The sequence below is a fragment of the Pseudomonas sp. SH10-3B genome (genome assembly GCF_019891415.1).
Classification (GTDB): Bacteria; Pseudomonadota; Gammaproteobacteria; order Pseudomonadales; family Pseudomonadaceae; genus Aquipseudomonas.
The window spans coordinates 74398-87722 of sequence record NZ_JAFLXD010000029.1; the positions used below are offsets into that span (position 1 = coordinate 74398).

Sequence of the window (13325 nt, forward strand, 5' to 3'; positions counted from 1 at the left end):
GGGCCCTTAACAACCAGGAGACACCCCATGAGCACGTGCCCCGCCCCCCACACCGCTGATACGGCATTGCTTGAACACTATGTGAAAAAGATCCTCGCCGCCCCGGTCTACGACCTGGCGGTGCGCACGCCCCTGCAAGCTGCGCCGGCGCTGTCGGCATTGCTGGGCAACCAGGTGCTGCTCAAGCGCGAAGACCTGCAACCGACTTTTTCCTTCAAGATCCGCGGCGCCTACAACAAGTTGGTGCAGCTCACTGCCGAGCAGAAGGCACGGGGCGTGGTCACCGCATCGGCGGGCAACCATGCCCAGGGTGTGGCGCTGGCCGCACGGGAGCTGGGGATACAGGCACGGATCGTCATGCCCAGCACGACCCCTGAATTAAAGGTGCTCGGCGTGCGCTCCCGAGGCGCCGAGGCGGTGCTGCACGGCGAGAGTTTCCCGTTTGCCCTGGCCCATGCGCTGCAACTGGCCGAGACGACCGGCTGCACGTTCGTGTCGCCCTTCGATGACCCCGAGGTGATCGCCGGCCAAGGCACCGTGGCCATGGAAATTCTGCGACAGCAGCAGGGCCCGTTGGACGCGATCTTCGTGCCGGTGGGCGGCGGCGGGCTGATTGCCGGGATCGCGGCCTACGTCAAATACCTGCGGCCCGAGGTACGCATCATCGGTGTCGAGCCCGAAGGCTCCAGTTGCCTGCTCGCGGCGCTGCGGGCCGGAGAGCGCGTGGTTCTGCCCAGTGTCGACGGGTTTGCCGATGGCACGGCGGTAGCGCAGATCGGCGCTTTTGGTTTTGAAATCTGCCGCGACTGGGTGGATGAAGTGATCACCGTCAGCAATGACGAACTGTGCAGCGCGATGAAGTTGATCTACGACGATACCCGCTCCATCACCGAGCCTTCCGGTGCACTGGCGGTGGCGGGGGGGCGCAAGTACGTGGCCAGCCGTGGGGTGAGGGGGCAGACGTTGGTTGCGGTTAATTCAGGCGCCAATATCAACTTTGATAGTTTGCGATATGTTGCTGAAAGAGTGGCAGCACAAGGCCGCGTGTAATTCGAAGTCTGGGGTTAAACGATTAATCGAAGCGGTTCGACGATGATTTAAACATCGTGGTTTAAGGTATATAAAACGCCAAGATACTTATGAAGAAAAGTTACAACGAAAGTGGATTTTGCCGAGTAGGCTGGTGAAGGTAAGCGTCTGCCAGGGTCGGCAAGACGCGGTAGGCACCTGCTTGCCAGGCTTAAAACAATCGATTGGCAGTCTCAGAAAAGGAGAGGTTGGCCATGCTTTCGGAATTAGAACTTCGCAGCATTATTGAAGGAAGTTTCCTGCCTAAGCGGTGCGAATGCACCAAAGCCGAAGACGCTTCGCTGACGATCAAGGTCTATGACGACCGCGACCGTGATCGGGTGGATTTGGAAGTCAAAGGAATCAACGCTGACAAGCTCGACAGCAGTCGCGCCATTTGCAACCTGATCGCCGGGTTGCGTGAAGACCTGAAACAGACCCAATCACCGGCCCAGCAAAGAGTCGCCGGACGGGGTCACTACTGATCGTTGGATGTGAACGGTGGGCCTGGTAAATGCCAGGCCCAATGCTGTTTACGTTCGCCCATCAATTCTGGAAATCGCAGGCTTCGGACATTTTCCGGTAGCTCACGTCTTCCACTTTGCCCGCTTTGTCCAGGAACTTGATATCCGCCTTGATGACTTTGCAGTCGTCAGTGGGGGTTTCGTTCATGGCCAGGACCTTGGCAATGTTCATCGGCATGCCGTAATGATAAGGCACGGGTTTGACCGCCTGGGTTTGATCGTCAGCCTGAGCCAGGCCCGACACCGCAGCCAGCGCCAGGGCGCCGCTGAGCAATAAGGTATGCAGTTTCATGGTGGTGCTCCGCAAGTGGGTACAACTTCACTCTCGACTTGCGGGATTAACCATCGATTAATTTTTGCCTGGCTGACAAAACCTTCATCTGGCGCCTGTCACTGCACCCGAACAGCAATGTTGGTTTGGGTGCTGTCCTCGGCACTGCCGGCAATCTTGCTGCCGTCTTGGGAGATGGCGCCAATTGACGTGTTCTTGCCCGAGTTGTAGAAGCCAAAAGATTGCAAGCCAGTCGCCGCTGTCCATGTCGCACTTTCAGTGTCTGTCTGACTGTTGGCACCGATAACTAGCACGGTGCCATTATCTGCCAGCGCAACGCCTGAACTTCCCACCCCGCTGGTGAAAGCTGCAATAGCCGTCACGGTACCGGCAGTGGTATCCCAAAATGCACTGCTGATATTGCCATTGACGTCCTCGTAGGTCACAACGACTTGCCCTGAATTGTTCAGCGACGTTGCGATGCTGACGCTGCTGGTGGTAAGGCTTGGCACTGACGTCGGTGCAGCGTTTGGAGAGGCCCAGAATGCGGCCCTGAGAAAGGGCGCGGTTGAATACTGGCAGCCGCCCACCACCCTTAGCAGATTGTTGATGCCGGTCACTACACAAGTCAGCGCTCCGGCAGGCGTGGGCAGTTGGGTTGCGACATACAACAGCCCGTTGTGCTGGGCAATTTTACCCGTCTGTGTACCAATTGAGTTCGGGCAGTTGATCGCAGCCGCAGGGCGGCCAGAGCCCACAGGAGTGCTGATATCCACGCCGCTGCAATTATCCCTGGCGCTGGACACGTCCAGAGGTGACTCGGTGCCTGCTGCCCACAATACAACGGTCGAGTCACCCGACCGATCAATACTGGACCCCAGTACATCGCCACGTTGGTTCATGGCTGCTATGCGTGTACTGACATCTGGAAACAGACCAATCAACCCGGGTCTCGGGTTGAACCGAAGAATGCCGCTTCCCAGGTCGTTGGCATCCCATGTGACGCCATACTGGGCACCCGTCGGGCTGCCGCATTCTCCCGCGATCCATCCTGCGTTACTGATAACCCCGACGCTGCAAGGTTGACTGGGTGCAAGGCGCGGTAAAATAACAGCGGTACCAGGCGTAGGGGCCACCCAGGGCTGGTTGGGGATTGCTGCATTCCCGGTGCTGCAATTACCCACTGTCACGCCACTATTATTGATATCTGAAACATCGCACTGCAATCCGGCTGCCGGCGTTATCGCAACGAGCGCCGCCATTGCAGTGGTTTTACAGGCGGATGCAACTAAGGCGACGGCCAATATATGTTTGGCTTTGCAGGCGCTAATCATGATGGGCTCTTCCTTGTGGGGGCGTGGTTTATTCCTGATTGACTATGGCTTTGTGAGGTTATGAAGAACGGTTTGCACGGGGGGTGCACAGCCGTGCCTGCCGTTGGGAAGGAGACTCGGGTGGGATGTTTTTTTCTTTTGTCTGAAGGTTGTATTTATTTTTATACTTTAAAATTTTCGCGATAAAAGCCGGGTCATTGAGTTGGCTGAGTTGTTCGGGCGTTGCCTTGCAAAGCTTGGTTAGATTCTTAGAGTGTGCCGGTAATGAAGAAATAGTCAGTAGCGCTAAAACACAATGGAACAGGATATATTTTCGCCTGCTACGCGATGAGGTGCTGTGGCGATGGTTTTCCTGCACAGTCGCAAAGTTGATTGTTTTTGGATCGCCGTTAAGTAAGTGGTGGAGACTTAAGTGAGCCATCTTTGGTTTCCCTATTAGAGCGTTGCGATGGAACGACCCTGTTCCTGGCTATCGGGGTGTGAAATAAATTAAATGCACAATCGATAGCACACGCAACTGTCAAACTTGACAGCTTGTGCTCACCTGAAAAAAGGTATGGAGAAGGCGGGTCCTCTTCCTGCGAAGCGGACCCTGGGCATCTCAAGATTAGAGATTGCCGGGGTGGCGAGTGCTTCAGCCCAACTGCCGCCGATACGGCAGGTCCGGCCCGGTCTTGCCACACGTCAATGCGGCGGCACGGATGGCAAAGCCGAGCATGGCGTCGATCTGCGCACGGGTCAGCTGTTGCAGGCCCTCCACCGAGTCCAGCTGTTGCTCCGTCAACCAGGCAATCAATGCCGCCTGGAAGGTATCCCCGGCACCCACGGTATCGGCCATCACCACGCTCTGTGCCGGTTGCGACCAGCTGCCGTGCTGGCGGCTGAACACACTGGCGCCTTCGCCGCCTCGGGTCAGGAACACCAGTTGGCAGCGGTGTTGCAGCCAGCCTTGCAGCACGCTTTCCGGCGACTGGTCGGGGTAGAGCAGGTGCAGGTCTTCATCGCTGACCTTGATCAGGTCGGCATGCTTGGCCAGCTCGGCGACGCGGTCGCGCCACAGCTGGATATCCGGCTGCGGATTGAGGCGTACGTTGGGGTCGAGGCTGATCAGGCGCTTGCCGCTTTCGCGCTGGACCAGGTTCAGCAGGGTGTCGCCGATGGGCTGCACCACCAGTGAGAACGAGCCGACATGCAGCCCGCGAATCTCATCGCCGAGTACCGGTAAATGTGCGAACTCCAGCAGCCGATCCGCACAGCCTTCACCACGGAAGTTGTACTGCGGTGAGCCGTCGGCGCCCACGGCGACCATCGATAAGGTGGTCGGCGCGGCAAACTCCAGCAGGAACTGCTCGCTGACGCCTTCATCCTTGAGTACTTGCAACAGCCGGCGCCCGAGGAAGTCGCTGGATAGGCCGCCGAACAGCCCTGCCTCGATGCCCAGGCGGCGCAAGCCCACCGCGACGTTGAACGGTGAGCCACCGGCAATTGCCTTGTAATTGACCTTGGAGGCCTGCCCGCTGGCATCGTCCTCACTGAAAAAATCAAACAGCGCTTCACCACACACCAAATACATAGTCGTTCGCTCTTAAAGGGTTGCCACGTGTTGTTGATAGCGCTCGTAAGCCAGTTGATAGGCGCTGACACTGGCCGCCACCGGCAGGGTCCGGCTGGCGAGGTCGACGCTCACGCATTTGTCGCACAGGCTGGCCAGGGATTCGCCGGACTGGCTCCACGCCGCCTGGATCGCCGCGCCCAGGGCAGCGGCTTCGCTTTGTTCGGTGCAGATTACTTCGGTGTTCATGATGTCGGCGACCATCTGCCGCCACACCGGACTTTTAGAACCGCCGCCGATCAGGCGGATACTCTGGCTTTGCAGGCCGGTCTGGCGCAGCAGGTCGAGGCCGTAGCGCAGGCCGAAGGTGGTGCCTTCGACCACGGCCCGGCACAGGTTGGCACGGGTCAGGTTGGTCATGGTCAGCCCATGCAGGCTGCCGGTGGCGTGGGGCAGGGCAGGTACGCGTTCGCCGTTGAGGAACGGCAGCATGCTCACGCCATCGGCGCCAATCGGGGCTTGCTCGACCAGTGCGTTGAAGGCGTTGAGGTCCAGTTCGAACAGCTCGCGGATCACCCCGGTGGCGTTGGTCAGGTTCATCGTGCAGATCAACGGCAGCCAGCCGCCGCTGGACGAGCAGAAGGTGGCGACCGAGGCCTGCGGACTCACGTTGGGTTGGTCGGCATAGGCGTAGACCGTGCCCGATGAACCCAGGCTCATGGTGATGACGCCGGGGGCGATATTGCCGGTGCCGATGGCGCCCATCATGTTGTCGCCGCCGCCGCTGGAGACGATGGCCTTGGGGTTGATGCCCAGGCGTTCGGCGATGGCCGGCAAAATGCTGCCCACGGTTTGATCGGCGTCGATCAACGCCGGTAACGCAGCTTCAAGGCGGCCGCTGGGATCGATGTGCTTGAGCAGCGCCACATCCCAGGTGCGGGTGCGCACGTTGAAGTAACCGGTGCCCGAGGCATCGCCGTATTCGGCGACGGCGCGGCCGGTGAGCCAGTAGTTGAGGTAGTCGTGGGGCAGCAGGACATGGGCGATGCGCGCGAAGATGTCTGGGTGCTGCTCGCGGGTCCACAGCAGTTTCGACACGGTGTAGCCCGGCGCAATCGCCACGCCCAGGCGCTCCAGCGAGCCACTCTCGCCGCCCAGGTAGGCCAGCAGGCGCTCGTTCTCCGGCGCGGTTTCGGTGTCGCACCACAGCTTGGCCGGGCGCAGCACCTGGCCGCTGTCATCCAGCAACACCAGGCCGTGCTGCTGGCCGGACACGCCGATGCCGAGGATGTCCTGGCCGTCCACGCCGGCCTGTTGCAAGGCGCGGTGGGTGGCTTCGGTAAAGGCGTCCAGCCATTCCTGGGTGTGCTGTTCGCGCCGGCCATTGGCGCCGCTGATCAGGGTGTGCGCGGCGGCGCCCAGGCCCAGCACCTTGCCGCTGGAGGCGTCGAGGACGATGGCCTTGGTGCCTTGGGTGCCGCAGTCGATGCCGAGGAACAGGTTTTGCTGGGTCATGAGGGTGTGCTCAGCAGTGTTATTTTTTTGGATTGGCAACCCGGTCCAGTGTGGGAGGGGGCTTGGCCCCTCCCACATTTAAACCGGTTTCTTCAGGAGGTTCTGTAGGGTTTCGGTGACGCCGTTATCACGCAGGCTCCCATAGCACCGCTCGAACGCTGCCACAAACTCAGGCGAGTTGGGAATAGCCGTGCCAAAAATCTCTTCCACTCCCAGCAGTCGCTGGCTGATCAACGCCTCATCACTCACCAGCCCCTGGCAGAATTCCGCACGCGGGTCGGGGATTTTATAGTTCACGCCATTCTCATCCACGCCCTTCAAATACAAGGCCCAGGCCGCGACCACCAGCGCCGCACGCTCGGTCTCGCGCCCATCGGCTATCAGGCGGTTGATGGTCGGCACGGTGAACTTGGGAAACTTCGACGAGCCGTCCGAACACACCCGTTCCAACTGGTCGGCAATCGCCTGGTTGGAGAAGCGGTCCACCAGGGTCTGCTTGTAGTCGCTCAGGTCGATGCCCGGCACCGGCGCCAGGTTTGGCGTGACGTCGAGGTCCATGTAGGCGCGCATGTAGGCCACGAACAGCGGGTCGTTCATGGTCTCGTGCACAAACCGATAACCCTTGAGAAACCCCAGGTAGGTCAGGGCCAGGTGGCTGCCGTTGAGCAAGCCGATCTTCATCTCTTCATAGGGCGTCACATCGTCGGTGAACTGCACGCCGACCTTTTCCCACGCCGGGCGGCCGTTGACGAATTTGTCTTCCAGCACCCACTGCACAAAGGGTTCGCAAACAACTGGCCAGGCGTCGTCGATGCCGTGTTCATCGTGCAGTTGCAAGCGGTGGGCGGTGCTGGTCATCGGCGTGATGCGGTCGACCATGGCGTTCGGGAAGCTCACATGGGCCTTGATCCAGTCATGTAGCTCGGCATTGTGCAGGGCGGCGAAGGCCAGCAGCGCCTTGCGCGTGACGGCGCCGTTGTGCGGCAGGTTATCGCAGGACATCACGGTAAACGCCGGGACGCCGGCCGCGCGGCGCTGGGTCAATGCCGCACAGATAAAGCCGAACACGGTTTTCGGCGCGCTGGGGTGCGCCAGGTCATGCTGGATCTGCGGCAGGTGGGCCATGAACTCGCCGTTGCTGTCGTCGATGCAGTAGCCGCCTTCGGTGATGGTCAGCGAAACGATGCGAATCTCGGGACTGGCGAGTTTATCGATCAATGCCTGGGCGCTGTCTTCGGCCAGCAGCATGTCGCTGATCGAGCCGATCACGCGCACTTCGGTGTCGTCGGTGTCGCCCAGTTCGTACAGGGTGAACAGGTAGTCCTGGCCGGCCAGGTCGTCGCGGGCCTTGCGGTCCTCGGCACGCAGGCCGACGCCGCAGATGCTCCAGTCCAGGCCCTCGCCGGTATTCATCAGCGCGTCGGTGTAATACGCCTGGTGCGCGCGGTGGAAGCCGCCGACGCCGATATGGGCTATACCCTGGGAGGTACTTGCAATGGCGTAGGCCGGCAGTTTGATTTCCGGCGCCAGCTGGGTGAGGTTCTGTTTATTCAGTTTCATCACAAATCTCGCAAATCAGGCGGCAGCGCGCAGTGGACGGGCCACGGCAACACCGTCGGTGTCGAACAGATGGCAGTGCGCCGGGTCCAGGTGCAGGTGCAGCGTCTCGCCATACTGGCTGGCCATGTCGCCGCGAATCCGCATGGTCAGCGGCTCGCCGCTCGAGGTGATGACGTGGCAGAAGGTGTCGCTGCCCAGGCGTTCGCCGACGTCGGCGGTGACGGTCAGGGCGGTTTGCCCAGGCGAGGCGATTTCCAGATGCTCCGGACGAATGCCCAGGGTCACCGCACTGCCCACGCTCAGGGTGGCGCCGCTGAGCGGTAGGCTGATGGTGCTGCCGGCGTCCAGTTGCACCTCGCAGCCTTGGCCCTCGATGCGCGTAACCTTGCCCTTGAGGAAGCCCATTTTCGGCGTGCCGAGAAAGCCCGCCACAAACAGGTTGGCCGGCTGGTGGTACAGCTCCAGCGGCGAGCCGACCTGCTCGATACGCCCGCTGTTCAACACGACCACCTTGTCGGCCAGGGTCATGGCTTCAACCTGATCGTGGGTCACGTAGATCATGGTGGCTTGCAGTTCTTTATGCAGGCGCGACAGCTCCAGGCGCATCTGCACGCGCAGGGCGGCGTCGAGGTTGGACAACGGCTCGTCGAACAGGAAGATCTTCGGGTTGCGCACAATCGCGCGGCCAATCGCCACACGCTGGCGCTGACCACCGGAGAGTTGCTTGGGCTTGCGCTCCAGCAGCGGGCCCAGTTCGAGGATGCGCGCCGCTTCGTTGACCTTGCTCTCCACCAGCTTCTTGTCGACACCGGCCAGGTCCAGGGCAAACGACATGTTCTTGCGCACGCTCATGTGCGGGTACAGGGCGTAGGTCTGGAACACCATCGCCAGGTCGCGCTTGGCCGGGGTCACTTCGGTGATGTCGCGGCCATCCAGTTCGATGGTGCCTTCGCTGACTTCTTCAAGGCCGGCGATCAGGCGCAGCAGGGTCGATTTACCGCAGCCCGAGGGGCCGACGAACACCACGAATTCCTTGTCGTTCACTTCCAGGTCGATGCCCTTGATGATCGAGAAACCTTCGAAGCCTTTTTGCAGATTCTTGATTTTCAGGTTGGCCATGGGATGGGCCTCCACTTTGAATTTTTTATTGAAAGGCCGTTATTTCACGGCGCCGAAGGACAAACCGCGCACCAGCTGTTTCTGGCTGATCCAGCCAAAGATCAGGATCGGCGCGCAGGCCAGGGTCGAGACGGCAGACAATTTGGCCCAGAACAAGCCTTCGGGACTGGAGTAGGAGGCGATCAGTGCGGTCAAGGGTGCGGCGTTGGACGAGGTCAGGTTCAACGACCAGAAGGCCTCGTTCCAGCACAGGATCAGCGACAGCAACACCGTGGAGGCCAGGCCGCCCTTGGCGATCGGCAGCAGCACCCGGACCATTTCCTGCCACAGGGTGGCGCCGTCCAGGCGCGCGGCTTCGAGGATGTCCTTGGGGATGTCCTTGAAGTAGGTGTAAACCATCCAGACCACGATCGGCAGGTTGATCAGGGTGTAGATGATGATCAGCGCAATGCGCGTGTCCAGCAGGCCAAAGCTCTTGGCCAGCAGGTAGATCGGCATCAGCACGCCCACCGGCGGCAGCATCTTGGTGGACAGCATCCACAGCAGCGTACCTTTGGTGCGCTTGGTTTCGTAGAACGCCATGGAGTAGGCCGCCGGCACCGAAATCAGCAGGCACAGGGCGGTGGCGCTGAATGAAATCAGCACCGAGTTCCAGGCATAGCTGAAGTAGTTGCTGCGCTCGTTGATGTGCAGGTAGTTCTCCAGCGTCGGCGTGAAGATGAACTGCGGCGGCGTGGCGAACGCGTCGATTTCGGTCTTGAAGCTGGTCAGCACCATCCAGAAGATCGGGAAGAAAATCAGGATCGCGATGGCCCAGGCCAGGGTGCCGAGCAACAGGCTTTGCAGGCGGCGGGATTGTTGAAGCGTCATGGCGCGGCCCTCAAGGCTTGTCAGTCAGGTTTTTGCCGATCATCCGCACCAGGATGATCGCCGCGATATTGGCGATGACCACGGCAATCAAGCCGCCGGCCGAGGCCATGCCCACGTCGAACTGCACCAGCGCCTGGTTGTAGATCAGGTAGGCGAGGTTGGTCGACGCGTAGCCGGGGCCACCGTTGGTGGTGGTGAATATTTCGGCGAATACCGAGAGCAGGAAGATCGTTTCGATCATCACCACCACGGCAATCGGGCGCGCCAGGTGGGGCAGGGTCAGGTGCCAGAAAATCGCGATGGCGCCGGCACCGTCCAGGCGTGCGGCTTCCTTTTGTTCCTGGTCGAGGGACTGCATGGCGGTCATCAGCAGCAGGATGGCGAACGGCAGCCACTGCCACGACACGATGATGATGATCGACAGCAGCGGATAGTGCGCCAGCCAGTCCACCGGCTCGGCGCCGAAGAACTTCCACACGGCGGCGAGAATTCCCGACACCGGGTGGAAAATCAGGTTCTTCCAGATCAGCGCACCGACGGTGGGCATGATGAAGAACGGCGAAATCAACAGCACCCGGACGATGCCACGCCCGAGGAACTCACTGGCCTCCAGCAGCGCACTGATCAACACGCCGAACACCACGCTGATCAGCAGCACGCTGCCCACCAGCAATAACGTATTGGTGGCACCGGGCAGGAACCCCGAGTCGGTGATGAAGTACGTGAAATTCTCCAGCCCCACGAATTGGTTCTCGCCGGGGTAGAGCAGGTTGTAGCGGATCAGTGAAAAGTACAGGGTCATGCCCAACGGCACGATCATCCACAGCAGCAGCATGGCGACCGAAGGCGTGACGAGGAACCAGCCGGGGTTGGCCAGGCGGCTTTTGGAGGGTGTATTCATGATAATCAAGGCCAGTCAGGTACAGGTGCGTAAAACCCCTGTAGGAGCGAGCTGGCTCGCGAAGGTATTTCAGGCGCCTTGCGGCGTCGGATGTACCTTTTTCGCGAGCACGCTCGCTCCTACAGGATCGGGGGTTACTTGGGGTAACCCGCCCGCTTCATTTCACGCTCGGTGGTGGTCTGCGCGGCGGTCAGTGCAGCATCGACCGTCTGCTGGCCGGTCAGCGCGCCGGAGAAGAACTTGCCGACCTGGGTCCCAATCGCCTGGAATTCAGGAATGGTCACCAACTGGATACCGATATACGGCACCGGCTTGAGGGTCGGCTTGGTCGGGTCGGCGACTTTCAGCGATTCCAGGGTCACCTTGGCGAACGGTGCGGCCTTCATGTACTCGTCGCTGTAGGTCGACTTGCGCGTACCTGGCGGCACGTTGGCAACACCGTCGGTCTTGGCGACCAATGCGCCATATTCCTTGGACGTGGCCCAACTGGTGAACACCTTGGCGGCGTCCTTGGCCTTGGAGCTGGTCGGGATCGCCAGGCTCCAGGAGTACAGCCACGACGTGCCTTTGTCGGTTTTTTCGTGCGGGGCAAAGGTGAAACCGACATGGTCAGCCACTTTGCTTTGGGTCTTGTCGGTGACGAACGAGCCGGCGACGCTGGCATCGACCCAGATCGCGCACTTGCCGCTGTTGAACAGCGCCAGGTTTTCGTTGAAACCGTTGCTGGAAGCACCCGGCGGTCCGGATTTCTTCATGTTGTCGACGTAGAAGTTCAGCGCGTCCTTCCACTCTGGGCCGTTGAATTCCGGCTGCCATTTCTCATCGAACCAGCGCGCCCCGTAGCCGTTGGCCAGGGTGGTGATCAGCGCCATGTTCTCACCCCAACCGGCTTTGCCACGCAGGCACAGGCCGTATTGCTCTTTGCTCTTGTCGGTGAGTTTGGCCGCGAATTCGCCGATCTGGCTCCAGGTCGGGTGCTCGGGCATGCTCAGCCCGGCGTCCTTGAACAGGTCGGTGCGGTAATAGGTGATGGAGCTTTCAGCATAGAAGGGCAGGGCGTACAGCGAACCCTTGACCGACAGACCGTCACGCACGGAAGGGAACACGTCGTCGAGGTCGTAGGACGCCGGCAGGTCCTTCATCGGTTCCAGCCAACCCTTGGCGCCCCAGAGTGCGGCTTCGTACATGCCGATGGTCAACACATCGAACTGCCCGCCTTGGGTGGCAATGTCGGTGGTCAGGCGTTGGCGCAGTACGTTTTCTTCGAGCACCACCCAGTTCAGCTTGATCTCCGGATGTTCGGCCTCGAAGGTTTTCGAGAGCTTCTGCATGCGGATCATGTCGCTGTTGTTGACGGTCGCAATGGTCAGGGTTTGCGCGCCAAGGCTGACGGCGCTGAGGGTCATACAGGTACAGGCAAGCAGAGCTTTTGCTGTGAACTTCATCGCGCACTCCATTTCCGCGCCCAGGGGCTACAGAAGGACAGTTATTGTTGTTGTGTCTTCCTACGGGGAGTCAGGAAGAGTGTGCGTTGATTACAGCCTTCAATTGACGGTGTGACAAATCCTTGGGAGCACTTGGACTGATACTTTTTTGCACTCGGGTGAGGGCTGCTTTTTGACCCTCGCGATATTCAAGCCCAGGGAAATCTGCAGGTGCGCTGCTCAGGCAGGTGTTGAAAGACGCCATGAAGTGATGGTATTGGCACCCTTTGCATGGCGTTCATCTTTCCTCAGGGGGCCGCGTCTTTCAGCAGCTTCATCACCGGCGGCTCATCGGTGTCCTTGTGGGTGGCGGGTCCCATGACTTCCACCTGATGGATTCGCAGGGCTTGGCCGTTGCTGGTTTCGAAGTCTATCCAAAACTTTCCTTCCCCATTGGTTGTGGCGTTTCTTACCCAATAAGTGTTCATGTCGGAGTTGCTCATAATATTGGGGGAAGTATATGTTCCCCCCGCATGCGTTACCTTCAAGTAACTGCCCGTTAAGCGCACACGACAATAAATAAGCACGGTCAGCTGACTGTGAGGAGGAAGGATTTCGCTGAAAATCCTGCTTGCCTTCTGGACAAGCCAGGCTGTTCTGCCACTTACATCGTCAATAATGATACTGCCGCCGCCTGTCCATCCATGTTTCTCGCCCTCGTCGGCAAATACGACACGATGGTGGATGATGGATTTTTCTTTAAGTGTTTGATGTGTTGTTTGGCTCATTTCTCGATCCTCGAATTAAGTGAACGCAGTCATTCAGGAATGATGTGCACGCTCATTTAAGGAGGGGGCCTCCGATGGCGATACTGTGAGAACTACCAGTTCCGACCGACGGGATTCGCGGTAAAGTGCCCCAGGCGTGCAATGCTGTTGGCGTCCGCGATTTGTTGCGCCAGGGGCAGGGCAATGATTACGGTCTTCAGATGAGATGTGACAAGTCCTTGGCTACACGTGGACTGCTGCTTTTGCACGGGTGAGGGCGTCTGTTCACGGAGGTTCGGGCAAAAGCGCTGTCTTCAGTAGCAGTCGCTTTGATCTGGTCAAGTAATCTTGGACACCGATTAAGGTTCACGCCGCCAACCTTTCCTCCGCAATTGGCGACCGATAGTCGTTGTAGCTGTG

At 59.7% G+C, this 13325-nt stretch carries 13 protein-coding genes; 2 read left to right on the forward strand and 11 right to left on the reverse strand.

All coding sequences use genetic code 11. From position 1 onward, the window contains the following. Positions 1-27 precede the first annotated feature (27 nt). Positions 28-1050, forward strand: coding sequence for a threonine ammonia-lyase, biosynthetic (gene ilvA / locus J1G35_RS20510; protein ID WP_223015867.1), 1023 nt, complete (start codon positions 28-30; stop codon positions 1048-1050). A 233-nt stretch (positions 1051-1283) separates the two neighbouring features. Next, positions 1284-1553 (forward strand): DUF1652 domain-containing protein, encoded by a 270-nt coding sequence (locus tag J1G35_RS20515; protein ID WP_053135187.1) that lies wholly within the window; start codon positions 1284-1286, stop codon positions 1551-1553. A gap of 61 nt (positions 1554-1614) precedes the next feature. Here J1G35_RS20515 and J1G35_RS20520 read toward each other — a convergent pair whose 3' ends face one another. From J1G35_RS20520 to J1G35_RS20570, 11 genes are all read right to left on the reverse strand, one after another. Next, positions 1615-1884, reverse strand: a complete 270-nt coding sequence (locus J1G35_RS20520) for a DUF2790 domain-containing protein (RefSeq protein ID WP_053135191.1) — start codon at positions 1882-1884, stop codon at positions 1615-1617. Between the two features lie 98 nt (positions 1885-1982). Beyond that, positions 1983-3197, reverse strand: a complete 1215-nt coding sequence (locus tag J1G35_RS20525) for a hypothetical protein (RefSeq protein ID WP_223015868.1) — start codon at positions 3195-3197, stop codon at positions 1983-1985. Between the two features lie 58 nt (positions 3198-3255). After that, on the reverse strand, positions 3256-3618 hold the full coding sequence (locus J1G35_RS20530) for a hypothetical protein (protein ID WP_223015869.1): 363 nt from the start codon (positions 3616-3618) through the stop codon (positions 3256-3258). Positions 3619-3831: 213 nt separating this feature from the next. Beyond that, positions 3832-4770 (reverse strand): carbohydrate kinase, encoded by a 939-nt coding sequence (locus J1G35_RS20535; RefSeq protein ID WP_223015870.1) that lies wholly within the window; start codon positions 4768-4770, stop codon positions 3832-3834. A gap of 12 nt (positions 4771-4782) precedes the next feature. Then, on the reverse strand, positions 4783-6264 hold the full coding sequence (gene xylB, locus J1G35_RS20540; RefSeq protein WP_223015871.1) for a xylulokinase: 1482 nt from the start codon (positions 6262-6264) through the stop codon (positions 4783-4785). A gap of 78 nt (positions 6265-6342) precedes the next feature. After that, positions 6343-7824, reverse strand: a complete 1482-nt coding sequence (locus tag J1G35_RS20545; RefSeq protein ID WP_223015872.1) for a mannitol dehydrogenase family protein — start codon at positions 7822-7824, stop codon at positions 6343-6345. Positions 7825-7839: 15 nt separating this feature from the next. Continuing rightward, entirely contained in the window at positions 7840-8943 is a 1104-nt protein-coding gene (gene ugpC / locus J1G35_RS20550) for a sn-glycerol-3-phosphate ABC transporter ATP-binding protein UgpC (RefSeq protein WP_053135206.1), read from the reverse strand. Between the two features lie 39 nt (positions 8944-8982). Beyond that, entirely contained in the window at positions 8983-9813 is an 831-nt protein-coding gene (locus tag J1G35_RS20555) for a carbohydrate ABC transporter permease (RefSeq protein WP_032886872.1), read from the reverse strand. Positions 9814-9823: 10 nt separating this feature from the next. Further along, on the reverse strand, positions 9824-10714 hold the full coding sequence (locus tag J1G35_RS20560) for a sugar ABC transporter permease (RefSeq protein WP_053135211.1): 891 nt from the start codon (positions 10712-10714) through the stop codon (positions 9824-9826). A 134-nt stretch (positions 10715-10848) separates the two neighbouring features. After that, complete coding sequence (locus J1G35_RS20565) at positions 10849-12159, reverse strand: sugar ABC transporter substrate-binding protein (RefSeq protein WP_027606401.1); 1311 nt, start codon at positions 12157-12159, stop codon at positions 10849-10851. A 287-nt stretch (positions 12160-12446) separates the two neighbouring features. Continuing rightward, on the reverse strand, positions 12447-12926 hold the full coding sequence (locus tag J1G35_RS20570) for a hypothetical protein (protein WP_223015873.1): 480 nt from the start codon (positions 12924-12926) through the stop codon (positions 12447-12449). Positions 12927-13325: the final 399 nt, after the last annotated feature.